Source organism: Lentzea flaviverrucosa, assembly GCF_003350445.1.
Classification (GTDB): Bacteria; Actinomycetota; Actinomycetes; order Mycobacteriales; family Pseudonocardiaceae; genus Lentzea; species Lentzea californiensis.
Genome location: NZ_QQAU01000009.1, coordinates 263,403 through 287,428 on the forward strand (window position 1 = coordinate 263,403; position 24,026 = coordinate 287,428).

Sequence of the window (24,026 nt, forward strand, 5' to 3'; positions counted from 1 at the left end):
GGACCCATTGAAGTGGGAGCGCTCTCAACGCGCAAGACTCAACGCAGTCCGACATACCTCCACAGGATCTCGAACATCGGCGATCGTCGCCGCCGCCCGGGCCGCCGCAGCGGCGAAGCCCTGGTCACCCAGCACCCGCGTCACGGCGTCGTCCAGGCCCTCGACCGTGGACGGCCGTACCACCAGCCCGCTCCCCTGCCGCGCGACCCGACAGGCCATCTCCCACTGGTCGCCGCCACCGGGCACCACCACGACGGGAACGGCGGCCCGCAACGCCTTGACCAGCATCCCGTGCCCACCACCGCACACCAGCACCGCGGCTTGGCGCAGCAGCGCGTCCTGATCACCGGGACCCGACCGCGCCCACGGCGGCAGGTCGGCCGGCGCGGGCGCGAACGTCGACACCACTGCCCGCACGTCCTTGCCCCGCAACGCTTCCAGCGTCATCTCCGCCATGCCCCGCGTCCCGGTCCACGCCGTCGACGGGGCGATCATCACCAGCGGAGCGTCACCCGGCGGCGGGGTCAGCGCCTCCTTGCTCGCCTCCCACAGCAGCGGCCCCACGACGTGCGCGTCGCGCGGCCAGTCCGGACGCGGCACCTCCAGCGCGGGCAACGTCGCGATCAACCGCGCCGCCGGGCCCGTCCCCTGGGCGTCGAGCCCGATCCGTTGCCGCACAACGGCACGCTGGCGTTCCCCCTGCCTGAGCGACCTCGCCGTCAGCGCCCGCAGCACCGAGTCGCGCAGCTTTCCGCGCACGCCGGTCCCGGCGGCCAGCCCGCTGCCCATCGGCGGCAACCACTTCGACGGTTCGTAGAGCGGATGCGGCGACAACTGCACCCACGGCACGCCGGCCAGTTCGGCGGCCATGCTCGCGCCCAGCGCGAGAACGTCGCACACCACCAGATCCGGTTCCAGCGCGGCGAGTTGAGGGGCGAGGGCCAGCGCCAGCGTCGCGGCCTGGTCGTGCAGCGCCCGCCCGAGATCCGGCGCGTCCTTCAGGTCGTCCAGCGCCAGGCCTGGCACTCGCGAGGCCGTGATCCCCTCGGCGGAGGCGCGCTCGATCCAGCGCTCACCGGTCAGCAGGACCGGGGTGTCGCCGGCCTCGGTGAACCGCAGGCACAACGCGATGGCCGGCACCACATGACCGGGATCTCCCCCGGAGACAACCACGACTCGCACCGGGGCAGATCTAGCCCTCTTCGCGCGGCCTGTCCAGTTCGTGTTGGCTGGACGGCATGGACGAGCCCCGCTGGCAGAGGTACTGGGACCGCAAGTCGGCGACCTACGACGCGGAGATCGGCGTCCTGGACCGCCGGGTCTTCGGCGACTCCCGCCGCTGGGCCTGCTCCCAGGCCACCGGGGAGGTGCTGGAGGTCGCCGTCGGCACCGGCCTCAACCTGCCGCACTACCCCGCCGGCGTCGCGCTGACCGGCCTGGACCTGAGTGAGCAGATGCTCGGCCTCGCCCGGTCCCGTGCCGCGGACCTCGGCCTGGAGGTCGTGCTGCGGCAGGGCACCGCGCACGCCCTGCCGTTCGGCGACGCCTCGTTCGACACGGTCGTGTGCACGCTGGGCCTGTGCGCCATCCCCGACCACGAGACCGCAGTGACCGAGATGGTCCGGGTACTGCGGCCGGGCGGACGGTTGGTCCTCCTCGACCACGTCGCCAGCTCGTCCCGTCTCGCGCGGGGCGTGCAGTGGCTCGTGGAGCGGATCACGGTCCCGATGGCGGGCGAGCACTTCCTGCGCCGCCCGCTGCACCTGGTCGAGGCCCGTGGCCTGGTCGTCGAGCAGAGGCAGCGCTTCAAGCTCGGGGTCGTGGAACGACTCGTCGCCCGCAAACCGGTCAGCAGCAGTGGTGACCCCGCCACGCCTCTCGACCTTCCTTGACCGCCACCACGGCGATCACCAGCGCCGCCAGCGGATCGGCCCACCACCAGCCGAACAGGCTGTTCACCACGAGTCCCACCAGCAGCACCGCGGACAGGTAGGTGCACAGCAACGTCTGCTTCGAGTCCGCCACCGCGCTCGCGGATCCGAGCTCACGCCCGGCCCTGCGCTGCGCGTAGGACAGCCACGGCATGACCAGCAGCGACACCGACGCGAGCACGATGCCGACCGTCGAGTGCCCGGCCCGTTCCCCCTGCACCAGCGACAGCACCGACTCGACGCTCACGTACGCCGCCAGGGCGAAGAACGACACGGCGATCACCTTGAGCGCCGTCCGTTCGCGCTTCTCGGGGTCGCGCCCGGCGAACTGCCAGGCGACCGCGGTCGCCGACGCCACCTCGATCACCGAGTCCAGCCCGAACCCGATCAGCGCCGTCGACCCCGCCACCGTGCCGGCCGCGAGCGCGATGACCGCCTCGACCACGTTGTAGGTGATCGTGGCGGCCACGAACATCCGGACCCGCCGCCGCAGCACGAGCCTGCGCTCGTCGACGACGGGCGCGCAGCAGGCGTCACTCATCGACGCAGTCCGGTCCGGGCTCGACGGCCAGCACGACGTCCACCAGCTCGCTGATCGCGCGCTTCAGGTGCGGGTCCGCCAACTCGTAGCGCACCTGGCGACCCTGGTAGGTCGCGACGACCAGGCCGCAGCCGCGCAGGCACGAGAGGTGGTTGGAGACGTTCGACCTGCTCAGGCCCAGTGTCTCGGCGAGCTGCGCGGGATAACCGTGCCCGTCTAGCAGCGCGATCAGGATGCGGCAGCGCGTCGGGTCGGCCAACGCGCGCCCTAGCCGCGCGAGGGCCGTCTCCCGCGTCTCACAGGTCAGCATGAATCCAACTGTACAGCCGGAGCTGAACAGTTCAGCGCACGCGGTCCGTTGCGCAGCCGACGAGGAGCACGACCAGGACGGCTGCGAGCGCGTGGTCACCGCTGAGCGCGAACACGCCCGCGAGTGTGAGCCAGAGCACAAGCCTCATGGGTCGAGGTTAGGGACCGTACGACGGAGTCCGCATCTCATTTGGGCAAGGCTTGATGGTCCCTTAAGCAAAACTGGAAACGTGACGACACGCGAGTTCTGGGACCGGCACGCCGCGACGTTCGACGACGAACCCGACCACGGGCTGCGCGATCCGCGGGTGCGCGACGCCTGGGCGAGGCTCCTCCTGCCGCTCGTCCCCCCGGCCTCCTCCGTCGTTGATCTCGGGTGCGGTACCGGCAGCCTTTCCGTCCTGCTCGCCGAAGCCGGTCACGACGTGCACGGCCTGGACCTTTCCGAGGAGATGGTGAAGGCCGCGCGGGCCAAAGCCGCAGCCCTGGGCGTGGCCGCCGAGTTCAGCGTCGGCGACGCGGCTCACCCGCCGCACCCCAAGGCCTCGTTCGGGGTCGTGCTGGCGCGGCACGTGCTGTGGGCGTTGCCGGATCCTGCCGCGGCGCTGCGGGAGTGGGTGTCGTTGCTGGCGCCGGGCGGCGTTCTCCTGCTGGTGGAGGGCCGGTGGTCGACCGGTGCCGGACTGACCTCCGCGCAGACCCGCGAGCTGGTGCTCGGGGTGCGCGCGGAGGCCGTGGTCGACTCTCTGACGAGCGAGGACCTGTGGGGGCGTTCGATCGAGGACGAGCGCTACCTCGTCGTGAGCCGGCGGTAGGGCAGGTCGGCGGAGTGCGGCGCAAGGCCGAATTGCTCCGGAAAGTTCTTGCAACGCTTTGCCCGGTGTGTCTTCGGATGCTACGACCTTCAGTGAACCCCTGCAGCAAGGAGACAACGTGGTTTCCTCGGCTTCGCGCACCCTTCTCGCGGTGTTGCTGATCGTCGGACTGTCCACACCGGTGCAAAGTCTTGCGGCGCCACCGGGCGCCAAGGACGTCACCGCCACCCTGTTCCAATGGCCGTTCGCCCGCGTGGCGGCGGAGTGCACGAACGTCCTCGGGCCCAAGGGCTACGGCTACGTCGAGGTCTCGCCCGCGACCGAGCACGTCCAGGGTCCGCAGTGGTGGACCAGCTACCAGCCCGTGAGCTACCTGATCGCCGGGCGCCTCGGTGACGAGAACGCCTTCCGGAACATGGTCGCCACCTGCCACAACGCGGGCGTGAAGGTCATCGCCGACGCGGTGATCAACCACATGAGCGCCGGATCGGGCACGGGTACCGGCGGCACCGGCTACTCGAAGTACAACTACCCCGGCGTGTACAGCGACTGGGACTTCCACCCGTGCCGCTCGCACATCAACAACTACCAGGACCGCTACAACGTCCAGAACTGCGAGCTCGTCGGTCTGTCCGATCTGGACACCGGCAGCGAGTACGTGCGCGGGGCGATCGCCGGGTACCTGAACCGGTTGATCGCGATGGGCGTCGACGGCTTCCGCGTCGACGCGGCCAAGCACATGCCCGCGGGCGACCTCGCCGCGATCAAGGGCAAGCTGAGCAACCCCAACGTGTTCTGGGTGCACGAGGTGATCTACGGCGCGGGCGAGGCCGTGCAGCCCGGCGAGTACACGGGCTCGGGTGACGTGGACGAGTTCCGCTACGCCTACGACCTCAAGCGGATCTTCCAGAACGAGAACCTGGCTTACCTGAAGACGTTCGGGCAACCATGGGGCTTCCTGCCCAGTGGTCAGGCACGGCCGTTCGTCGACAACTGGGACACCGAGCGCAACGGTTCCACGTTGACGTACAAGGACGGTTCGACCTACACGCTGGCGAACGTGTTCATGCTGGCGTGGAACTACGGTGCGCCGCAGGTGTACTCGGGCTACGAGTTCAGCGACAAGGACGCCGGTCCGCCCGGCGGTTCCGTCTGCTACAGCGGCGGCTGGAAGTGCCAGCACGCCTGGACGCAGGTCGCGAACATGGTGGCGTTCCGCAACACCGTGGCGGGCACCGACGTGAACAACTGGCAGGACAACGGGTTCGACCTGATCGCGTTCGGTCGCGGCAGCAAGGGATTCGTCGCGATCAACCGCGAGACGTTCGCGGTGACCCGCACGTTCCAGACCGCGCTGCCCGCGGGGAGCTACTGCAACGTCCAGGAGAACGGCTGCGTCCGCGTGACCGTCGACTCCTCCGGCAGGTTCACGACGACACTCGGCGCCGGAACGGCCCTGGCACTGCACGTCAACGCACGCTGAAAGAACCACCGGCTGTCCACCGCGTGACGCGGTGGACAGCCGGGAGTTCCCATCAGGCGGTGTGCAGCCTCAAGCCGTAGACGTTGAGGATCTCGTTGATCGGCTGGAACCACGTGCGACCGCCGCTGGTGCAGTCGCCGTAGCCGCCGGACGTGACGCCCTGGGCCTGGTCACCGGTGATGAACGAACCACCGGAGTCGCCACCCTGGGCGCAGACGCTCGTGCCCGCCATCTGGTGCACGTCGCCCTGCGCGTAGCGGATCGTCTCGTTGCGGCTCTGGATCACGCCGCAGTGCCACTGGGTCGTGGAACCCGAGCGGCAGACCGAGGTGCCGACCGGCGCCTCCCACGAGCCGCGCACCAGCGCGTCGGGAACGCGGCCCCAGCCGAGCACGACCGGCACGGTCCACCAGCCGCCGCCGGTGCGCACCCACGCGTAGTCGTTGCCGGGGAAGGAGGATCCGGCGAAGTTGCCCTGGAAGGAGCGGTCCCAGCCGTAGACGGCCGCGCCGTTCCCGCCGCAGTGGCCCGCGGTCACGTAGCCGCCGTGCACCGAGAAGCCGATGGAGCAGCGGACGTTGCCGGTGTAGTACGGGTCGCCGCCGACCGTGCCGGCCGCGAACGGCTGCGGCTGCTGCACACCGTCGGTGCGCACGGTGATGGAACCGAGTTGACGTGCCTTGTCCAGGAACGAGGCCACCTCAGCGGACTGCTTGCCCGCCTCGACGTTCACCACGACGGTGCCGGTGCGCGGGTCGGGGTGCCAGCTCGCGACGGCGGACGGCACCGACCCGGACGCGGACAGGGCGTCGAGGCGGTTCTTCTGCGCCGTCATAGATCCGGCCGAACGACCGACGACCACGGCTTCGGCACCGGTGGCCTCGACCTTGCGCGCGGCGGTCTTGTCCGTGACGGCCACGACCAGGCGGTTCTTCGCCTCGTCGAACCAGCTGCCGGCGAGTGCGGCACCGGCCTCGCTTTCGGCGCGCGGCGCGATGGCCGACGCGCGCTGTTCCTTCTCCAGACGCAACCGCGCCTGGGCCTCGGTCAGCCCGAACGCCGAGCTCATCGCGGTGAGCAGGCCGGGTGACATCTCCTTCTCCGACGCCTGGGCGGGCGCGGTGAAGGTGGCTCCGACCAGCACGAGTGCCAGCGCGGGCACGATTCTGGGCAGGGTTGAGCGCATGCTCTTCTCCTTGTCCGTGCAGGGATCGCTGCCCGCCCCGTTGCGGGAAGCGGCGAACATGAGAGCGCTCCCACCGTGGCGCAGACAGCCCTCGGTGGTCAACAGCTGACACCGGAACTGTCCTGCCCGAATCGTGCCCGGATGGGCGAGAACGGGCATCACCGCATGACGACGACCTGACGGACGGCCTCACCGGAGGCGAGCTTCGCGAACCCTTCGTTGATCTCGTCGAGCCCCAGCCGCCCGGACAGCAGGCCGTCGACGGGCAGCCGTCCCGCGCGGTAGAGGTCGACGAACCGCGGCACGTCGCGCCGGGGCACGCACGAGCCGAGGTAGCTGCCCTTGAGCGTGCGTTCCTCGGCGACCAGGTTCAGCGCGGGTAGCGACACGGTGCGGTCGGGATGCGGCAGACCGACGGTCACGGTGGTGCCGCCTACGGCCGTGGCGGCGTAGGCCTGTTCGAGCACCGCCGCCACACCGGTCGTGTCGATGACCTTGTCCGCGCCGCCACCGGTCAGGTCCCGGACCTGGGCGACGACGTCCGGACCGCCCGCGGCCTCGTGCGTGGCACCGAGCGTGAGTGCCAGCTTGCGCTTGTGCTCGACCACGTCGACCGCCACGACCTGCGTCGCGCCCGCCGTCACGGCCGCGAGCACCGCCGCCAGGCCGACGCCTCCGAGGCCGAACACCGCGACCTTCTCCCCCGGCCTGACCTCGGCGCTGTAGAACGCGGCGCCCGCACCGGTCAGCACGGCGCAGCCGAACAGCGCGGCGACGTCGAACGGCAGGTCCTTCGGGACTCGGGTGGCCGAACGGCCGGAGATCACGGTGTACTCGGCGAACCCGGACACGCCCAGGTGGTGGTGCGGACGCGTGCCGTCCGGGAGGGTCCAGCGGCGCTGACCGCTGAGCAGCGTGCCGTCGCGGTTCGCCGCGGCTCCGGGCTCGCACAACGCCTGGCGGCCCGACGCGCACCGGCGGCAGGCACCGCACGCGGGCACGAACGACAGCACGACGTGGTCGCCCGCCTCGAACTCGGCGTTCGGGCCGGCCTCCACGACCTCGCCCGCGGCCTCGTGGCCGAGCACCATGGGCAACGGCCGGATGCGCGAGCCGTCGATCACGGACAGGTCGGAGTGGCACAGACCGGTGGCGTGCACGCGCACCAGCAGCTCACCGGGACCGGGCGGGTCGAGCTCGAGCTCGACGATCTCTAGCGGCCCGCCGACCCCGGTCAGCACCGCGCCTCGCGTCTTCACGCCACCACCAGACCTTCCATCGCCGTGCGCAGGTTCGCGGGGATCTCCACCGGTTTGCGGCTCTCGCGGTCCACGAACACGTGCACGAAATGACCCTCGGCCACGACGTCCTCGCGTCCCTCGAAGAAGAACCCGACCTCGTAGCGCACGCTCGACCGGCCGAGGTGCCCCACGCGCAGCCCGGCGTCGAGCGCCTCCGGGAACGACACCGAGGCGCGGTAGTTGCAGTGCGACTCCACGCAGAGCCCGATGTGCTGCCCGGCCTGGATGTCGAGCCCGGCGCCGATCAGCCACGTGTTGATCACGGTGTCCATGAACGCGTAGTGGACGACGTTGTTCACGTGGCCGTAGACGTCGTTGTCCGCCCACCGGGTCGGAATCCGCTGCCAGTGCCGGTACTGCTCGCGCACGCATCCTCCATCGTCAATCGAGTCTCCTGGTGAGCTCGACCCTCGACCGCACGCCGAGCCGCGCGAAGATGTTGCGCAGGTGGTGCTCGACGGTGCGGTGGCTCAGGAACAACCGCGCGGCGACCTCGCGGTTGGTGGCGCCCTCGGCGACCAGCCTGGCGATCTGCGCCTGCTGCGGCGTCAGGCCGGGGTGATCTTTGGGCTCGCTCGTGGAGTCGCCGGCCGCGCGCAGTTCGGCGCTGGCCCGCTCGACCCAGTGGTCGGCCTGGTAGGACTGGAAGATGCGCACGGCGTCGCGCAGGTGTTCGCGCGCCGCCTTGGGCTTGCGCCCGCGCCGCAGCCGGTTTCCGTACAGCAGTTCGGTCTTCGCGAGTTCGAGGGCGGTGCCGCTGGCGCGGTGCAGCCGGATCGCCTCCTCGAAGTGCTCGTCGGCGGTGCCGCTCTCCAGCAGGCCGCGGCAGCGGTGCGAGAGCGCGAGGCGGGCCGTGCTCCCCGTCGTGCCGGCCCACTTCTCGAACGGTTGCAGCGCTCTGTCCGCCGTGGACGGATTGCCGCACGCCACGGCGGCCTCGACCACGTGCGGCGCGGCCATCACCTTGATGCCGGCGTGTCCGGGCTGCAGCCGGAACCGGTCCAGCGCGTCGGCGGGCCGGTCGCGCGCCAGGTCGACGCAGGCGAACGCCCAGGCGCCGAACGTGCCGGGCCTGGTCAGGCCGCGCTGGGTGATCTGCTCGGTGGCCGTGTCGATGCGGTGCAGCGCCGTGTCCGAGTCGCCGCGCAGGGCCGCCAGCAGCGCGAGGATCGTCAGGTGGTCGACGACGGCGTTGTGCTGCCCGATCGCCGTCGCCGCGTGCACGCCCTCGGTCGCCGCGGTCAGCGCCGCCGCGTGCTGGTCCAGCAGCAACGCCGACAACGCCCGGTACACCAGCGCCCACGGCACCAGCGCGGTGAAGCCGCTCTCCCGGGCGGCCGTGACCGCGCTGGTCGCCATCTCGTGCGACCTCGTGGCGTCCCCGAGCACGTAGGCGGCCTGGCTCGCCCAGATCCGCGCCTGCGGTCCGGGGACCTCTCCGGCCAGGTCCACGACGGTGCGCAACGCGGGCAGCGCCTCGTCGTGCCTGCCGTCGAACGTCGCCAGCATCCCGGTGAGGTGGTCGAGCGTGATCCGGGTGGCCGGCGGCTCGTCGCCGCGGCGGATCTCCTTCGCGAACTCGGCGACGGCGGTGTAGCGGCGGTGGTCCCCGGCGATGCTGGCCGCCTCGCCCGCGAACCCCAGCGCGGCGACGGCGAGCTCCCGCCGGGTGCCGACCAGGCCAATCGCTGCGCGGATGAGGCGGTCCGCCGCCACGTCCGGGAGGCTCTCGCCGAGATCGATACCGCCGACGACCAGGTCCATCAACGCCCTGAGCTCCGGCGTGTGGGTCATCTTCGTCGCGGTGCGCAGGACGGCCCGCGACCGGTGCGGGGCACCGTGCGCCCAGTGGTCGGCGGCCGCCTTGAGCAGGTGGTGCGCCTTCAGTTCGGGATCGGCCGTGAGGCGGGCCGCGCGGTCGTGGTCGCGGGCGGCCGTCGCGAAGTCACCGCACCGCCGCGCGTGTTCGGCGTAGGTGGTGAGGGCGTCGGCGAGCCCGGCGTCGTGCGTCGTGACCGCCTGGTGCCACGTGCGGCGGGCACCCGGCGGCAGGGTCTCCGCCAGCACGGCGTGGGCCCGGCGTCTCAGCGGCAGCGGCACGTCGGCCCGCAGTGCGGACCGGACCAGCCTGCGCGAGTCGAACAGCGGCCCGGCCTCGGTCACCGCGTCCAGGTCGAGCGTCTCGGCGTCGACCTCCTCGTCGACCGCCACCATCGCGACGACCTGCTGCGCTTCGGGGGACAGCGCGGCGAAGCGGGCCCGCCACCTCAGCCGCAGCGAGCTGTTCTCCGGCAGCACCTCCGGCGCCGGCGCGATGCCGCCGAGTTGCGCGGACGTGAGCGATCCGGCCAGCTCGACCAGCGCCAGCGGGTTCCCGCAGGCCAGCTCCACCAGGTCCGCGGCGAGCGTGGAGGGCAGGCCGGGCACGAGGTCGTGCAGCACGCGGATGCTCGTCACGGCGTCCAGTGGGTCGAGGGTGATGCTCGGCAGCCCGCGTGGCTCGCCCTCGGTAGCGATGAGCAGCGCGCCCCTCGTACTTCCTACGTCACGCGCAAGCCGCAGAAGGTCGTCATCGACCTCGGGGACGTCCACGCACAACAACGCGTCGTAGGTGTCTTCCACCGCGTTGAGCAGCGCAGTCTTGCCTGCACCAGCCTCACCGCGCAGCACAAGCACTCCGCCGCACCCAACGCGCGCACGCTCCACCAACGCGTCCACTGCGACGCGTTGCCGCTCTCGGCCACGCAGCATCGGACCAGTCTTACGGCGGTTGCCGCTCCTCCGGAAGGGGTAAGCGGCAAATTCACCTACCACCGTTAGTTTTGCCGCCGAAGTTGTTCACCGAGACCGGTGGTTGCACCGATGCGCACGTGGAGTCCGTGGTTGCAGGGTCGAGACGTTCCTCCCCTGTTCCCCTGCCGAATGAGGTGTACAGCGCTGTGCAACTCCGCACCCTGATTCCCGTCGCGCTCTCCATGGTGCTGCTCGGCGGCACCGTGGCCCAGGCCGCCGACAACCCGTACGAACGCGGCCCCGCCCCCACCAACTCGAGCATCGAGGCCAGCCGGGGCTCGTTCGCCGTGTCGGAGACCTCCGTGTCGTCGCTGGTGAGCGGCTTCGGCGGCGGCACGATCTACTACCCGACCAGCACCTCCGCCGGCACGTTCGGCGCGGTGGTCATCTCCCCCGGCTACACCGGCACGCAGTCGAGCATCTCGTGGCTCGGCCCGCGCCTCGCGTCCCAGGGCTTCGTGATCTTCACGATCGACACCAACTCGATCTACGACCAGCCCGACAGCCGGGCCTCGCAGCTGCTGGCGGCGCTCGACTACCTGACGCAGCAGAGCACCGTCCGCACCCGGATCGACTCGTCCCGCCTGGGCGTCATGGGGCACTCGATGGGCGGCGGCGGCACCCTGCGCGCCGCGAGCCAGCGTCCGTCACTGCAGGCGGCGATCCCGCTGACGGGCTGGCACACCACGAAGAACTGGTCGTCCGTCCGCGTCCCGACCCTGGTCGTCGGCGCCGAGGACGACTCCATCGCCCCGGTCTCGTCCCACTCGGAGCCGTTCTACACGAGCCTGCCGTCCACCCTGGACAAGGCGTACCTGGAACTCAACAACGCCTCGCACTTCGCCCCGAACTCGTCCAACACGACGATCGCGAAGTACAGCATCTCGTGGCTCAAGCGGTTCATCGACAACGACACCCGCTACGAGCAGTTCCTCTGCCCGGCGCCGGGACGCAGCACGCTCATCGAGGAGTACCGGGACACGTGCCCGCACTCCTGATCGTCTGAGCACGGGTCGCGGCGCTGACCGAGCGCGGGGCGCCGCGACCCGCCCCAGGTCGATCGAACACGTTCAGCCGAACAGCTTCTCGGTCGCCTCCCACAGCTCACGCTGAACGACGACGCCGCGCCCCGGCTCAGGACACCCCAGGGGCGCGGCGTCCTTGACGGAGAAATAGCCGCCGGTGACGCCGGCGAAGGCCGGATCGATCGCGAGCCGCGTGATGATCGAGGCGCCACGGCGGGGGTCGCCGATGCGCAACGCGTGCAGCGCCTTCTCCAGCACCCCAGCGAAGGGCAGTTCGCGTCCGAGACCGGTGGTGTTGAAGCCGGGGTCGCAGCAGTTGGCCGTGACACCGGTGCCCGCCAGCCGCCGCGCGAGCTCCTGGCTGAACATGACGTCCATCAGCTTGGTCCGGCCGTAGTGGGCGGGGGACGTCAGAACGGATGCCGGGTCGAGGGTGCGAGCCTGCCGCGACGCTTCGGACGCCACGGTGACGACCCGAGCCGGCGCCGAGGCGATCAGCTTGCCCCGCAGGGCGTTCGTGAGCACCCAGGGCGCCAGGTAGTTCACCGCGGTCATCTCGGGCACGCCGTCCGGGGTGACGCGCGGGCTGAACGCGTGGATGCCGGCGTTGTTGACCAGCACGTCGACGCGGTCGTAGTGCGCGTCGATCGCGCCGGCCGCGCGGCGGACGTCGTCGAGGGACGACAGGTCGGCGACGAAGGCGGTGACGGTGACACCCGGCCCGATCTCGGCGCGCAGGTCGTCGACCTTGGCGGCACTGCGGGCGACGACCCCCAGGTCCAGGCCGCGGCGGGCCAGGTCGAGCGCGACGAGCCTGCCCAGGCCGTGCGTCGCACCGGTGATGACAGCGGTGGTCATGGGCTCTCCTATATCGTGAGGTACCTCAATGATGCACGAAGCTGAGGTACCTCACGAAGGAGGCCCATGAACGCCGGCGAGGTCGGGCTGCGCTACCTGATGACGTCCGCCAAGGTGCGCAGGGCGGTCGACGAGCACATGGCCGGCAGCGGGGTCTCGCTGGCGCGCACGAAGATCCTGCAGGTGCTCGTCGGACTGGGCCCGGTCAAGCAGACGCGGCTGGCCACCGAACTGGGTATGGCCGCGCGGTCGATCACCCAGGCCGTCGAGGCGATGGAACGGGACGGGCTGGTCCGGCGGTCGTCCGACGCCGCCGACAAACGGGCCAAGGTCGTCACCGCGACCGACGAGGGGGTCCGTGCGCTCACGGCCGGCGAGGAGTCCGGCGCGGAGGTCCTGCGCACGATCTTCGAGCGCCTGAGCCCCGAGCAGGTGAAGGCGCTGGACGAGATCCTCGACGTCCTGGCCTGAGGGGTGCCCCGGCCGGGACTTCCGCGGTCATGCGTCGGTGACCCCGACCAGCGCCTCCTCGACCACGTCGGACAACGAACGCAGGTAGGTGGCGCTCACGTGGTTGTCGTCGAAGTTGACCAGCAGGTCGCCGATGACGGGCGGGCACTGGTCCTCGGTGCAGAGGTGGTCGCTGAAGTCGAGGAACGACACGTTGGCCGGCACGTCGAGGTGGGCGTAGGGCGGCACGGGCGCGAGCAGGTCGGCACGGGGCGCGCCGCAGCGGGGCACCGGACCGTGCACCTGCACGCAGTCGAGCACCGAGAAGCCGTAGCGGGGGTTGTCGCGCACCGCGACCACCGGGATCCGCTCGGCGTCGAGCCGGCGCCAGCGTTCGACGAACCCCGGCGGTGTCACCTCGGTCAGTCCCACCTGGACGTCGCGGGTGGCGAGGGTGAAGACGAAGTCGGGGCGCAGCTTGACGATCTCGTTCGCCGCGCTGTCGTTCCACCGCACGCACCCCTGGTCGCCGGGGTTCTTCTCAGACCGCGTGGAGAAAGGGCAGGCGCCTTTGAGCATGGCGATCAGCTGCCAGTTCCGGCGTTCCGCTATCGGGGCGAAGGCGGCCAGGTACTGCTGGACGTGCGAGTCGCCGACGAGCACGACGCGCTTGGCCGGTGTGCCCTCGACCGGGCCGTAGCAGACGTCGAGTTCCTGTCCGGGCACCGGTTTCTCGCAGTGCTGGCCGTCGAGTGCGGCGAAGTCCGTGGCCGGGAGGTGCGCGGCCACCACCTCGCGTGGCCCGACCGGTTGCAGGACCGCGGCTGCCACCAGGAGCGGGCCGAGCAGCGCCGCGGTGAGCGTGCGTGCCCTCCACCGGGACCTGCGCACGGGTTCCTCGACCAGGAGGTGCGTGGCGGCCGCGAGCACGAGTGACGCGCCGATGATCGCCACTCCGCCGAGCAGGCCGACCTCGCCGCGGCCGCGCAGCACGAGCCAGCCCACCAGCACGGGCCAATGCCACAGGTAGAGGGCGTAGCTGAGGTCACCCAGGTGGCGCAGTGGCTCACTGGCCAGCAGGCGGTCCGCGCCGAACCGGCTGCCGGTCGTCCCGGCGACGATCACCGCGGCGGCGCACGCGGTCGGCCACAGCGCCAGGTAACCGGGGAACGCGGCGCCCACGTCGAGCACGATCCCGCAGACGAGGAGTCCCAGCAGGCCCGCCCAGCCCAGCACCGTCCTAAGAGGACCGCCGAGGTCCACACGCGACACGACCAACGCGAGCAGGCCGCCGAAGGCGAACTCCCAGATCCGCGTCGCCGTGTGGAAGTAGGCCAGCGGCTGGTCGACGGCGGTGAGCCACACCGAGCAACCGAGCGACGCGACGAAAACTCCGAGCAGCACGCGGAAGAGCGAGCGGCGCAGAAGCGTGACCGCCAGGACCAGCAGTGGCCAGAGGACGTAGAACTGGCCCTGGATCGACAACGACCAGAAGTGCTGCACGATGCTCGCCTGGTCGTGCTGGGAGTAGTAGTCCGTGGAATCCGAGGCCAGCTGCCAGTTCTCGACGAACAACGCCGAGGCGACCACCTCGCGCACCGTCTGCGGCCAGCGGTTCTCCGGCAGCAGCACCGCCGCGGCCGTCAGCGTCACGCCGAGCACGACGAACGCGGCGGGCAGCAGCCGCTTGGCCGTCCTGCTCCACAACGCCCGCAGGTCGAGCTTCCCCCGCGCGCTCGCCCGCACGAGCTGGCCCGTCACCAGGAACCCGGAGATCAGGAAGAAGACGTCGACGCCACCGGAAACACGTCCCAGCCACACGTGGTAGACGACCACGAGCAGTGCGGCCACCGCGCGCAGGCCCTGCAGTTCCGGACGATGGGCCCGCTGCGGCGACGACGAACTGTGATCACTTCCCGGCACGCCTGCGAGGGTGACGCCCGGCCGCGCTCCGGTACATCCGTGGCAACACCCAACTTCACCCGGAACCAGCCCTCCCGACGGCCGGTAGTTGAGTGACAGGACGGATCGTCAGAAGGCCGCCGAACAGGAATCGTTGGTGGCACACCACCTCCGACCGCTGCTGGGAGGCGCCGTGGTCCACACCGACCGACCTGCCCGCACCCGACGACCGCTGAACTGGGTCCTGCTCGGGGTCGCACTGGCCCTGCTGATCGCCGGAATCGCCGCGCCGCACGCACTCCTGGTCGCCGCCGGGCTGATCGTGGCGGGCCTGATCGGCCTGGGTCACCGGCGCTGACCACACGTCCTCACCACACCTGGCCGAAAAGGGAGGCGACCATGTCCACAGCGGGAAAACTGGCCGGACGCACCGAACGGGCTGATGCCATGCAGGCACGCGACATCGCCATCAACGTTCCGACCGTGACGGTCGACGACCCGGTCACCAAGGCGGTGCGGGTGATGGCGGTCAACCGGCTGCCGGGACTGATCGTGGTGGACGACCGCGCCCGTCCGTGGACCGTGTTGCCCGGCACCCAGGTGCTGCGGCTCGCGGTGCCGCAGTCCTATCAGGACGATCCGGCGCTCGCCCGCGTCGTCGACGAGGGCCACGCCGACCTGTTCTGGATGGAGCTGAGCGACCGCACCGTCGGCGACGTGGCGCCCCACCACCGCGCGAAACCCGCGACCGTCCGCGCCGACGCGACCCTGCTCGAGGTCGCCGCGCTGATGGCGCGCCAGCACAGCCCGCTCGTCGCCGTGGTCGACGACGCCGGAGTGCTCGTCGGAGCCATCACCCTCGACCGTCTCATCACCTCGCTCGCGGTCTACACCGCCGAGGACTGAGCCCCCGGACCATCTGTCCCCGTCACCGCCGGTGTGCTGAACTCGCGTCGGCGGTGACAGCCATCGGGTTGGGAGATCCGTGAGCGCCGCACTCGCCCTGACGATCTTCCTGATCGCGTTCTTCTTCATCGCCACCGAGAAGGCGAACAAGGTCAAGGTCGTGCTCGTCGCCGCCGGGCTGATGGCCGTGTTCGGCCTGGTCCCAGGCTCGGAGGTGTTCTTCTCCGAACACGCGGGCATCGACTGGAACGTCATCTTCCTGCTGTTCGGCATGATGATCATCGTCGGCATCGTCAAGCAGACCGGCGTGTTCGACTACCTCGCCATCTGGGCCGCCAAGAAGGCCCGCGGCCGCCCGTACCGGCTCATGGTGATGCTGATGATCATCACGGCCGTCGCGTCGCCGTTCCTGGACAACGTCACCACGATCATGCTCGTCGCGCCGGTCACCATCGTGGTGTGCAACCGGCTGCGGATCGCCGCCCAGCCGTACCTGATCGCGGAGGTGCTCGCGTCCAACATCGGGGGCGCCGCCACGTTGATCGGTGATCCGCCGAACATCATCATCGGCAGCCGGGCCGGTCTGAGCTTCACCGACTTCCTCGTGCACATGGCTCCGATCGTCACGGTCGTGTTCGTGGTGTTCGTGCTGCTCACGAAAGTCCTGTTCCGCAAGTCGTTCCAGTACAACGCCGAGCACGTCGAGGCCGTGATGGCGCTGCAGGAACGGCGGGCCATCACCGACCCGGCGATGCTGCGCCGCTGCCTGATCGTGTTCACCGGCGTGGTGATCGGGTTCGGCCTGCACGCCGTGCTGCACCTCGATCCCGCGGTCGTCGCACTGGTCGGCGCCGGCGTGATGCTGCTCGTGACCCGGGCCGACGTGAACGACGTGCTGGCCGAGGTGGAGTGGCCGACGCTCACGTTCTTCATGGGTCTGTTCGTGATGGTCGCGGGCCTCGTCCACACCGGGGTCATCGAGACCGTGGGCACGTGGGCGGTCTCGGCCTTCGGCGACGACTACTTCGCCGCCGCCACCGCGTTGCTGTTCGGATCCAGCGTGCTCGGCGCGTTCTTCGACAACATCCCGTACGTCGCCACCATGACACCGGTGGTCGAGGGCATGGTCGCCGAGATCCCCGACGCCGCGACCGGTCAGTCGCTCTGGTGGGCGTTCGCCCTGGGCGCGGACTTCGGCGGCAACGGCACCGCGGTCGCCGCCAGCGCCAACGTCGTCGCGCTCGGCATCGCCGCCCGCGCCGGGCACCGGATCAGCTTCTGGCAGTTCACCCGCTACGGCATCGTCGTGACGCTGGTCAGCACCGCGATGGCGTGGGGTTACGTGTGGTTGCGGTACTTCTGACCCCGCAGCACCGGTGACACCCACGCCGCGACGACGCCGGCCAGCAGCACGGCGAGGCCGGCGCCCAGCCCGGCCCGCGGATCACCCGTCGCGACCGACAGGACACCGGCCAGCGCCGCACCGAGGGGCTGGCCGAGACCCCAGGCGACCATCCGCGCCGTGGTGTTCACCCGCGACTGCAGGTCGTCAGGACACACCTGCTGGCGGTAGGTGATGCCGTTGATCACCGCGATCGCGCCGGTGACACCCCAGCAGGTCGCCGTCCCGCAGAGGACGAGCCAGTGGCCGCTGACCAGGACGAGGACTCCGCAGAGCAGCGACAGCGGCAACGCCGCCAGCGCCACCTTCGCGTTGCCCCAGCGCGCCGTCAGCTTCGGGAAGACGCGGGACGCGACGACCGCGCCCACGCCCCAGCAGGTGAACAGCACGGCGAGCCGGGCGTCCCCCTTCGGCGCCACGCCCAGCACCTGGTCGGCGAACGGCACGAGCACGGCCATCCACGCGCCGCTGGCCACCGAATGCGTGGCGCCGACGAGCGTGAGCAGCCGGATGATCGGCTCGTGCCAGAGGAACCGCAGCCCCTCTCTCACGTCACCGACGAGTTCCCTTCCCCCGCGCACCGGCCGTGGATTGGCCATGCTGCTGGCTATCGCACGCAACAACAACGCCGAGCCCACCGCCGTCAGCGCGTTCACGGCCAGCAATGCGGCCGGGGCGACGATCGTCACGAGCAGACCGGTCACGCCGGGCACCACGAGTTCCACGACGGTCGTGCGCCCGTAGAGGGTCGAGAACGCGGCGGTCAGCTTCTCCTTGCCCACCAACGCCGGCAACGCACCGAAGTTCGCCGCGTCGAAGAACACGAACGCCGTCTGCGTCGCGAACGCCACCACCACGACGTGCGGCGCCGTCAGCCCGCCGGCCAGCCACGCCAGCGGCACGCTCAGCAGCACGGCGGCGACCGTGAAGTCCATCGCCACCATCATCAGCCGGCGGTCCAGCCGGTCCGCGAGCGCACCGGCCGGCAACCCGAACACCAGGTACGGCAACGCCTCCGCCGCCGTGACGGCCGCCGTCCAGCCCGCCGAACCGGTCAGCTGGTAGACGAGGACGGGCAGCGCCACCGCGGACACCACGGCACCGACGACCGAGAGCACCCGCGCGTTCAGGTACCGGCCGAAGTCACGCCCGGACGTGACAGCGCCTCCCCTGTCCCCCATCACGACAGACTAGGACGCTCCCGGTAGAGCGGAGATGACCGGACTGGCGCAATCCGGCCCGACTGCCGCGGTTCACCGACAGCAGTGATACGCGCGGTCACGTCCGGATTGATCCGTCAGTGCGAAACTCGCGCGGAGTAGGGCTAATTCTTCGAGAACCACCCGATTACAGCCGAAATGGCATCGCAAAGCCGAGGTAACACATTTCTTCGCATTTCGACTCCTTTCGGTGTGTTCCGGGCGGATGTCCGGAACACCGCACCCCCGAATGGAGGCTGCCATGCGTCCACCACGGCACCGCGCCAGAGCGGCGCTCGCGATCACCACCACGTCTTTCCTGCTCACAGCACTCGCCGTGCCGGCTGTCGCCGCGCCGATCTCCGGTACCGACGTCCTGTACACGCTCGACGCCCACTTCGACAGCGGCACCGCGCAGGACGTCAACCACAACGCCCCGAACAACGACCAGCTCCAACTCGACCGCTCGACGGTGTTCTTCCCCTACGTCAACGTCGCCGCCTCGGCGCGCGGAACAATGGTCCGCATCGACGTCAACACCGGTCAGGTAGTCGGCGAATGGGCATCGGCTCCCCACGGTCGCGGACGCAATCCGTCCCGCACCACCGTCGACAAGTTCGGCAGCACGTGGCTGTCCAACCGCGACGAGGGCGCGGGTGGCCGCGGTTCGGTCACCCGCGTCGCCGTCATCCAGGGCGGCACCCGCGTCGACGCCGGCGGCACGCCCGACCCGGCAGGCGACTACCTGAAAGGGCCTTTCGCCTACAACAAGTGCGTCGACCGGAACCAGGACGGGCTGATCGCCACCAGTCGCGGCCTCGGCGACGTGCGGCCGTGGACCAATGCGGGCGGCGCGGACGACAACGGCGGTGTCACCACCGCGGCCGACGAGTGCGTCATCAACTACTCCCGTGTCACCGGCAGCAACACCCGCACGGTCGCCGTCGACTCCCAGAACCGGTTGTGGACGGGCGGCCAGGACCTCGACCACGAGCTGCTCGATGCCGACGGCCAGTCCACCGGCACGCAGTTCAACGTGGGCTGCGGCGGCTACGGCGGTCTGATCGACAAGGCCGGCACGCTCTGGTCCGCGCGCAACTTCGGGACACTGCGCTACGACCCCGCCACCACAACCCACGCGTGCCTCAACGGCACCCACGGCGACTACGGGCTTGGCATGGACCCGGTCACCGGCGAGATCTGGCACACCAACTTCTCCGGCAACCGGGTCGCGAAGCTGGCTCCGGACGGCACGCTGCTCGGTGCGTTCGCCCACGGCAGCCAGAACGCGCAGGGCGTCGCGGTCGACAGCGACGGCAACGTCTGGGTCGCCCACTCGCTCAGCGGCGCGACCACGGTCGGCCACCTGCGCACCGACGGCACGTACGTCGGCAACGTGCCGCTGCCCGGTGGCACCGGCCCGACCGGTGTCGCGATCGACAGCAACGGCAAGGTGTGGGTCACCAACATCTCCACCAACAACGCCCAGCGCATCGACCCGGACGCCGGGCCGGTCGGCGGCGGGGGCCACACCGTCGGCGCGGTCGACCTGACGGTCGATCTCGGTGCGGGCGCCGGCCCGTACAACTACAGCGACATGACCGGATCGGTGCTCGGTGAGATCACCGCGCCGCAGGGCACCTGGAGCGTCGTGCAGGACGGCGGCACCAACGGCAGGCCGTGGGGCACCGTCACCTGGAACACGGAGGCGCAGGGCAGCGTGCCACAGGGCACGTCGATCGTGGTCGAGGCGAGGACGTCCGACACCGAGGCAGGACTGGCCGGCGAGAGCTTCACCGCTGTCACGAACGGCGTGACGTTCGCGAAGACCGGCCGCTACATCGAGGTGCGGGCCACCCTGACCGCGAACGCGGCCGGTGACAGTCCCGTCCTGTCCGACCTGCGGATCAAGACCTCCGAGCGAACCGGGGTGTTCTCCTGCCAGGCCACCGCGCTCAACCTGGCCGGCATCGTCTCGACGCGGGCGAACCCGCAGGACGTGCCGTGCGTGGACGACCACGAGACGCTGGCGAACGTCCAGCTCAACGCGGGAATCCTGACCGTGCGCGCGACGGCGCTCGACGCCAGGACCGACCAGTCGCCGGACGACCTCACGGGCACGGCACCCGCGACGACCGACCTCGCGACGGCACGGGCACGCATCGAGCAGACCAGGGTGACCAGCGGTCTGCTCACGATCGAGATCGGCGTGATCGAGTCGAACGCGTCGGTCACCTGCGTGGCCGGTCCCGGTGGCCTGGTGCCGCAGTTCGCGGGCTCGTCGACGATCGCGTCGCTGAAGGTCAACGGCCTGTCGGTGGCGGTGGGCAGCGCACCGCTGACGATCCCGCTGGTGATCGGGTCGTTGCGGCTCAACAGCACCACCACCACCGCGACCAGCGTCGTGCAGCAGGCCGTCGTCGTGGACACGCTGCTGACCGACGTCGTGATCGGTGAGGCGAAGGCCAACGTCGAGGCGAAGCCGGGCCACCCCGGCGGTTCGCCCTGCAAGGTCTGACCCGCAGGGGCGGGGGCGGCACAGGCCGCCCCCGCCCCGTCAGCCTTCTTCGCCGTACCGGGCGGCGACCGCGGCGGCCCGATCCCTCAACGCGGCGCGCAACCACGGCGGTTCCAGGGCCTCCGCGCTCGTGGAGAGCTGCCACAACGCCCACTCCGCGTGCCGCGAGTCCTGGAACGCGACCTGCATCCGCAGCCAGCCGTCGTCGGGTTCCTCGGCGAGCACGGCCAGTGCGGTGCCCACCAGTTCCTCCCGCCGCGCCGGATGCACCCGCAGCACCACGGCGACCTGGTCACCACCGGTCCGGAACCGCGTGCTGCGTTCCTGCCAGGCCCGATCGAGGTCGACCCGGTCGGGCCGCTGCGCGGGCTCGTCGAGTTCCTCAGCGGCCAGGATCCGCGACAGCCGGTAGGTCCGGTCCTCCCCCGCCTTCCCGGCCAAGAGGTATCCCTGCTCCCGCACGGTGACCAGGCCGATCGGGTCCACCGTGCGCCACTCCGCCGTCTGACCCCTGGCCTCGTAGTGGATCCGCAGCCGGTGTCCCGCGAACACCGCGCGACGGACCTCCGCCGCCACCGCGTCCGGCAGCTCCTCCTCCACGGCACGCCGCGAGAGGAGGTCGATCTCCGGATCGATGAGCAACCGCTCCGCCGCCCCCGCCGCGGTCAGCCGATAGCTCTCGGGCAGCGCGTCGACCACCTTCAACATGGCCGAGGCGAGCGACGAGCCGAGCCCGAACACCTGCGTGCCTCGTCGTGAGCCGGCGACCAGCAGGGCGAGCGCCTCGTCGTGGTTCAGGCCGGTCAGCTCGGTCTGGAAGCCGGGCAGCAACGCGAACCCGCCGTGCCTGCCGCGTTCCGCGTAGACCGGGACACCTGCCGCGGACAACGCCTCGATGTCGCGCAGCACCGTGCGGGTGGACACCTCGAGTTCGCGGGCGAGGGTGGCCGCCGACAACTGGCCGTGCCGCCGCAGCAGCAGGACCAGCGACACCAACCGGTCGGCACGCATGCGAAAACCGTACGGGAATACGTGACACAGGATGTCGTGTATCGCTTGCGAGGCTGCACAGCGTCATCCGAGTTCAGAATGGAGCTGTTGTGGCTTTGGAACGAACGCCCGTCAACCCGTGGACCTGGTCGGCTGCGCTGGGGTACCACCAGGGCGAGGTCGTCATCGGGCAGACCCGCACGCTGTACTGCGCGGGCCAGACCTCGATGAACGGCGACGGCAAGCCCGAGCACGCCGGTGACATGGCGGCACAGCTGGCTCTGAGCCTCGACAACCTGCAGGCGGTGCTGGCGGAGGCGGGCATGACGCTCGCCGACCTGGTGCGGCTCAACGTCTACACGACCGACGTCGACCTGCTGTTCCAGCACTACGGCGTGCTGGCGGCACGGCTCGGGGCCGCACGCGTGGCACCGCCGACGACGATGCTCGGGGTGAGCAGGCTGGCGATCCCCGACCTGATGGTGGAGCTGGAAGGGACGGCCGTGGCGTGACGCTCAGGGTGGTGACGATCGGCGTGTACGGCTTCGGCGAGGAGTCGTTCCTGCGAGGGCTGCGGGACGCGGACGTCCGGCTGCTGCTCGACGTGCGGCAACGGCGCGGGGTCCGCGGGCCCGAGTACGCCTGGGCGAACTCGCTGCGGTTGCAGGCGGCGCTCGCCCGTGCCGGCATCGCCTACGAACACCACCCCGAGCTCGCCCCGACCACCGAGTTGCGGCAGGTGCAGTACGCGGAGGACGAGCGCCTCGGCGTCGGCAAGCGCAGCCGTCGCGTGCTCGCCGCGGAGTACGTCCGCCGCTACGAGGCCGAGATCCTCGGCAGTGCCGACCTGGCTCCCGTCAGGTCGGCACTGCCGAAGGGGGCGGCGCTGCTCTGCGTCGAACGCGACCCGGAGGCGTGCCACCGCTCGTTGATCGCCGAACGGCTGCGGGTCGGGGTCGAGCACCTCAGGCCGTGACGGTCAGCCGAAACCACGCGGCACGCTTGAAGACCCCTCACCTGCCAAGCCTCGTGTCCCGGAGCCGGACGCTAAGCGTCGTCGGCCAGGGAACCGATGATGTAGCCGATGACGGTGAAGAGCGCGGTGCCGATCGTGCCCACGCTCGCCCAGTATTCGAAGAGCGTCTGACCCCAGAGACAGTTCTCGGGTGAGAAGCAAAGTCGTTGGGCGCAGTCGCATGGCTCGGCGAGGAAGTAGAAGAGTGCGATTGTCAGGATCTGTGCACCTGCCGCACCGATAATCGCACCCACCGCTTTGGTGTGGTCTTTCACGACGTCCACCTCCGCATGTCGGTCAGCAGCTCCACCTGGGCAGTCACGTGTGGCCAGGCCCAGCGCGCGAAGGTGCCACCTGCCAGACGCCCTGCTTCCAGGCGAGGAGAGCGTCGATTGTGGCCGCCATCTGCTTTTCCAGACCGCTGACTTCGGGTCTTTCCCAGATCGGTGACGAGGGCGAGCACGTTGCAGATCCAACTGGCGCTCACCCGAACGGCCTAGCGAAAGCACTCAGCCAGGCATCTAGATGGCTGATACCTCGATCGACTCGATGGCGGCGGCCGCGAGCGGGGTCGCCGTCTGCGCGTAGCGGGTGGCCAGGGACTGGAACAGCTGCTCCGCCTCGATCGCGGGCCAGTCGCCGGCCAGCAGCTCGGCGGGCAGGTGGGGGTCCTGGCGCACGAGGTCGAGCCAGTCGCCGTGCAGCACCAGCTGGCGGGCCAGGTCGTCGGGCAGTGAGGCGTCCGGCTCGCGCCACTTGGCGAGGAAGTCCTGGTAGCGGGCGGCGATGGCGGCCGTGTCGAACGCGCGGCGCGCCAGGTCCGCCGCCTCGGTCGGCTTGGCGTGCTGGGCGGTGAAGACCGTGACGTTCTCCGCGAGCCCGTCGACCAGCCCGCTCACGTCGTGGGTGCCGGGGGCGATCCACAGGCCGTTCTGCACCGGGCCGAAGCCCGCCCACTGCAGCTGCGTGCGCAGGTCGTGCCGTTCGCCGCGGCGGCCCTCCGGCAGGGAGAAGCCGACCAGGGTCCAGGTGCCGTCCCAGTCGCGGTTCACCGCGCCGCGCTGCCAGATGCGGCGCTCACCGTCCTGCAGCACGTCCGTCGCGCGGGCGGTGAGTCCGAAGTAGACCTTGCGGCCGTTGCGGTGCTTGGCGAGCAGGCCGCGTGACGTCATGCGCGTCAGGGTGGAGCGCACCGCCTCCTCGGAGACGTCCACGCGCCCGAAGACGTCGATCACGCTGCCCGAGTAGACCGCGATGTCGCGGCCCAGCACGTACAGGCCGAGGAAGTTCAGCATCAGGGACTGGGGCGTCACACCGCTCACGATACATGTTGGGCAGCATCTAGACGAGCGTCATGAATATGCCCTACTTTGGGTCGCGACCCCCACGGAGAGGACTCGCC

The 24,026-nt window shown here is 70.5% G+C and carries 24 protein-coding genes; 11 read left to right on the forward strand and 13 right to left on the reverse strand.

Translation table 11 applies throughout. The features are described from left to right. Window positions 1-24: 24 nt before the first annotated feature. Window positions 25-1,182, reverse strand: a complete 1,158-nt coding sequence (locus DFR72_RS27350) for a glycosyltransferase (RefSeq protein ID WP_090063396.1) — start codon at window positions 1,180-1,182, stop codon at window positions 25-27. A 56-nt stretch (window positions 1,183-1,238) separates the two neighbouring features. On the opposite strand from DFR72_RS27350, the gene DFR72_RS27355 reads away from it, so the two are divergent. Further along, complete coding sequence (locus tag DFR72_RS27355) at window positions 1,239-1,892, forward strand: class I SAM-dependent methyltransferase (protein WP_090063398.1); 654 nt, start codon at window positions 1,239-1,241, stop codon at window positions 1,890-1,892. Here the strand turns inward: DFR72_RS27355 and DFR72_RS27360 are convergent. Continuing rightward, window positions 1,849-2,472 (reverse strand): cation efflux transmembrane domain-containing protein, encoded by a 624-nt coding sequence (locus DFR72_RS27360; protein ID WP_090063400.1) that lies wholly within the window; start codon window positions 2,470-2,472, stop codon window positions 1,849-1,851. The genes DFR72_RS27355 and DFR72_RS27360 overlap by 44 nt on opposite strands. Next, complete coding sequence (gene cmtR, locus DFR72_RS27365; protein WP_090063402.1) at window positions 2,465-2,782, reverse strand: Cd(II)/Pb(II)-sensing metalloregulatory transcriptional regulator CmtR; 318 nt, start codon at window positions 2,780-2,782, stop codon at window positions 2,465-2,467. The genes DFR72_RS27360 and cmtR overlap by 8 nt, the downstream gene beginning before the upstream one ends. Before the next feature lie 229 nt (window positions 2,783-3,011). On the opposite strand from cmtR, the gene DFR72_RS27370 reads away from it, so the two are divergent. Together DFR72_RS27370 and DFR72_RS27375 are read left to right on the forward strand one after the other, a co-directional pair. Beyond that, complete coding sequence (locus tag DFR72_RS27370; protein WP_245983548.1) at window positions 3,012-3,596, forward strand: class I SAM-dependent methyltransferase; 585 nt, start codon at window positions 3,012-3,014, stop codon at window positions 3,594-3,596. A 118-nt stretch (window positions 3,597-3,714) separates the two neighbouring features. Beyond that, a complete protein-coding gene (locus DFR72_RS27375) occupies window positions 3,715-5,079 on the forward strand; it encodes an alpha-amylase (RefSeq protein ID WP_090063406.1) in 1,365 nt (454 codons plus the stop codon). 52 nt (window positions 5,080-5,131) lie between these two features. Here DFR72_RS27375 and DFR72_RS27380 read toward each other — a convergent pair whose 3' ends face one another. The 4 genes from DFR72_RS27380 to DFR72_RS27395 all read right to left on the reverse strand — a co-directional run bounded on the left by DFR72_RS27380 (window position 5,132) and on the right by DFR72_RS27395 (window position 10,317). After that, window positions 5,132-6,265, reverse strand: a complete 1,134-nt coding sequence (locus tag DFR72_RS27380) for a S1 family peptidase (protein WP_090063629.1) — start codon at window positions 6,263-6,265, stop codon at window positions 5,132-5,134. Between the two features lie 158 nt (window positions 6,266-6,423). Beyond that, the gene (locus DFR72_RS27385) at window positions 6,424-7,524 is read right to left on the reverse strand and encodes a zinc-binding dehydrogenase (RefSeq protein ID WP_090063408.1); all 1,101 of its coding nucleotides are present in this window, start codon (window positions 7,522-7,524) and stop codon (window positions 6,424-6,426) included. Further along, window positions 7,521-7,934, reverse strand: a complete 414-nt coding sequence (locus DFR72_RS27390; RefSeq protein ID WP_090063410.1) for an acyl-CoA thioesterase — start codon at window positions 7,932-7,934, stop codon at window positions 7,521-7,523. The genes DFR72_RS27385 and DFR72_RS27390 overlap by 4 nt, the downstream gene beginning before the upstream one ends. Before the next feature lie 13 nt (window positions 7,935-7,947). Beyond that, entirely contained in the window at window positions 7,948-10,317 is a 2,370-nt protein-coding gene (locus DFR72_RS27395) for a helix-turn-helix transcriptional regulator (protein WP_143086601.1), read from the reverse strand. A 188-nt stretch (window positions 10,318-10,505) separates the two neighbouring features. Here DFR72_RS27395 and bdeA point away from each other — a divergent pair, with 188 nt between their 5' ends. Next, entirely contained in the window at window positions 10,506-11,357 is an 852-nt protein-coding gene (gene bdeA, locus DFR72_RS27400; RefSeq protein WP_439896400.1) for a bis(hydroxyethyl) terephthalate hydrolase, read from the forward strand. 72 nt (window positions 11,358-11,429) lie between these two features. Here bdeA and DFR72_RS27405 read toward each other — a convergent pair whose 3' ends face one another. Beyond that, a complete protein-coding gene (locus DFR72_RS27405) occupies window positions 11,430-12,242 on the reverse strand; it encodes an SDR family NAD(P)-dependent oxidoreductase (RefSeq protein ID WP_090063414.1) in 813 nt (270 codons plus the stop codon). A 66-nt stretch (window positions 12,243-12,308) separates the two neighbouring features. On the opposite strand from DFR72_RS27405, the gene DFR72_RS27410 reads away from it, so the two are divergent. Further along, entirely contained in the window at window positions 12,309-12,713 is a 405-nt protein-coding gene (locus DFR72_RS27410) for a MarR family winged helix-turn-helix transcriptional regulator (RefSeq protein WP_090063416.1), read from the forward strand. 27 nt (window positions 12,714-12,740) lie between these two features. Here DFR72_RS27410 and DFR72_RS27415 read toward each other — a convergent pair whose 3' ends face one another. Then, entirely contained in the window at window positions 12,741-14,615 is a 1,875-nt protein-coding gene (locus DFR72_RS27415; RefSeq protein WP_090063418.1) for an acyltransferase family protein, read from the reverse strand. Between the two features lie 136 nt (window positions 14,616-14,751). Between DFR72_RS27415 and DFR72_RS27420 the strand changes: the two genes are divergently transcribed. From DFR72_RS27420 to DFR72_RS27430, 3 genes are all read left to right on the forward strand, one after another. Next, window positions 14,752-14,952: a hypothetical protein gene (locus tag DFR72_RS27420; RefSeq protein WP_090063420.1), complete on the forward strand. Its 201-nt coding sequence runs from the start codon at window positions 14,752-14,754 to the stop codon at window positions 14,950-14,952. A 41-nt stretch (window positions 14,953-14,993) separates the two neighbouring features. Then, window positions 14,994-15,500, forward strand: coding sequence for a CBS domain-containing protein (locus DFR72_RS27425; RefSeq protein WP_211335549.1), 507 nt, complete (start codon window positions 14,994-14,996; stop codon window positions 15,498-15,500). Window positions 15,501-15,579: 79 nt separating this feature from the next. Further along, complete coding sequence (locus DFR72_RS27430; protein ID WP_090063422.1) at window positions 15,580-16,863, forward strand: ArsB/NhaD family transporter; 1,284 nt, start codon at window positions 15,580-15,582, stop codon at window positions 16,861-16,863. Here the strand turns inward: DFR72_RS27430 and DFR72_RS27435 are convergent. Next, the gene (locus tag DFR72_RS27435) at window positions 16,839-18,083 is read right to left on the reverse strand and encodes an MFS transporter (RefSeq protein WP_090063423.1); all 1,245 of its coding nucleotides are present in this window, start codon (window positions 18,081-18,083) and stop codon (window positions 16,839-16,841) included. The two genes, DFR72_RS27430 and DFR72_RS27435, sit on opposite strands and share 25 nt — an antisense overlap. Window positions 18,084-18,363: 280 nt before the next feature. On the opposite strand from DFR72_RS27435, the gene DFR72_RS27440 reads away from it, so the two are divergent. After that, window positions 18,364-20,619, forward strand: coding sequence for a hypothetical protein (locus DFR72_RS27440; protein WP_211335550.1), 2,256 nt, complete (start codon window positions 18,364-18,366; stop codon window positions 20,617-20,619). Window positions 20,620-20,658: 39 nt separating this feature from the next. Here the strand turns inward: DFR72_RS27440 and DFR72_RS27445 are convergent, their stop codons facing one another. Beyond that, window positions 20,659-21,630, reverse strand: coding sequence for a helix-turn-helix transcriptional regulator (locus tag DFR72_RS27445; protein WP_090063424.1), 972 nt, complete (start codon window positions 21,628-21,630; stop codon window positions 20,659-20,661). Window positions 21,631-21,725: 95 nt separating this feature from the next. On the opposite strand from DFR72_RS27445, the gene DFR72_RS27450 reads away from it, so the two are divergent. After that, window positions 21,726-22,121, forward strand: coding sequence for a RidA family protein (locus DFR72_RS27450; RefSeq protein ID WP_090063425.1), 396 nt, complete (start codon window positions 21,726-21,728; stop codon window positions 22,119-22,121). Then, window positions 22,118-22,585 (forward strand): DUF488 domain-containing protein, encoded by a 468-nt coding sequence (locus DFR72_RS27455; RefSeq protein WP_090063426.1) that lies wholly within the window; start codon window positions 22,118-22,120, stop codon window positions 22,583-22,585. Before DFR72_RS27450 ends, DFR72_RS27455 begins: the two co-directional genes overlap by 4 nt. A gap of 71 nt (window positions 22,586-22,656) precedes the next feature. On the opposite strand, the gene DFR72_RS27460 is transcribed toward DFR72_RS27455, so the two are convergent. Together DFR72_RS27460 and DFR72_RS27465 are read right to left on the reverse strand one after the other, a co-directional pair. Next, window positions 22,657-22,899 (reverse strand): hypothetical protein, encoded by a 243-nt coding sequence (locus DFR72_RS27460; protein WP_143086602.1) that lies wholly within the window; start codon window positions 22,897-22,899, stop codon window positions 22,657-22,659. Between the two features lie 246 nt (window positions 22,900-23,145). Beyond that, window positions 23,146-23,937: a PaaX family transcriptional regulator gene (locus DFR72_RS27465; RefSeq protein ID WP_245983549.1), complete on the reverse strand. Its 792-nt coding sequence runs from the start codon at window positions 23,935-23,937 to the stop codon at window positions 23,146-23,148. Between the last annotated feature and the right edge of the window lie 89 nt (window positions 23,938-24,026).

Excerpts from the sequence above, each read along its gene's own strand:
- DFR72_RS27355 (WP_090063398.1), top strand. The coding sequence starts at position 1,239 with ATGGACGAGCCCCGCTGGCAGAGGTACTGGGACCGCAAGTCGGCGACC.
- DFR72_RS27360 (WP_090063400.1), bottom strand. The coding sequence starts at position 2,472 with ATGAGTGACGCCTGCTGCGCGCCCGTCGTCGACGAGCGCAGGCTCGTG.
- cmtR (WP_090063402.1), bottom strand. The coding sequence starts at position 2,782 with ATGCTGACCTGTGAGACGCGGGAGACGGCCCTCGCGCGGCTAGGGCGC.
- DFR72_RS27380 (WP_090063629.1), bottom strand. The coding sequence starts at position 6,265 with ATGCGCTCAACCCTGCCCAGAATCGTGCCCGCGCTGGCACTCGTGCTG.
- DFR72_RS27395 (WP_143086601.1), bottom strand. The coding sequence starts at position 10,317 with ATGCTGCGTGGCCGAGAGCGGCAACGCGTCGCAGTGGACGCGTTGGTG.
- DFR72_RS27405 (WP_090063414.1), bottom strand. The coding sequence starts at position 12,242 with ATGACCACCGCTGTCATCACCGGTGCGACGCACGGCCTGGGCAGGCTC.
- DFR72_RS27410 (WP_090063416.1), top strand. The coding sequence starts at position 12,309 with ATGAACGCCGGCGAGGTCGGGCTGCGCTACCTGATGACGTCCGCCAAG.
- DFR72_RS27425 (WP_211335549.1), top strand. The coding sequence starts at position 14,994 with ATGTCCACAGCGGGAAAACTGGCCGGACGCACCGAACGGGCTGATGCC.
- DFR72_RS27435 (WP_090063423.1), bottom strand. The coding sequence starts at position 18,083 with ATGGGGGACAGGGGAGGCGCTGTCACGTCCGGGCGTGACTTCGGCCGG.
- DFR72_RS27440 (WP_211335550.1), top strand. The coding sequence starts at position 18,364 with ATGCGTCCACCACGGCACCGCGCCAGAGCGGCGCTCGCGATCACCACC.
- DFR72_RS27445 (WP_090063424.1), bottom strand. The coding sequence starts at position 21,630 with ATGCGTGCCGACCGGTTGGTGTCGCTGGTCCTGCTGCTGCGGCGGCAC.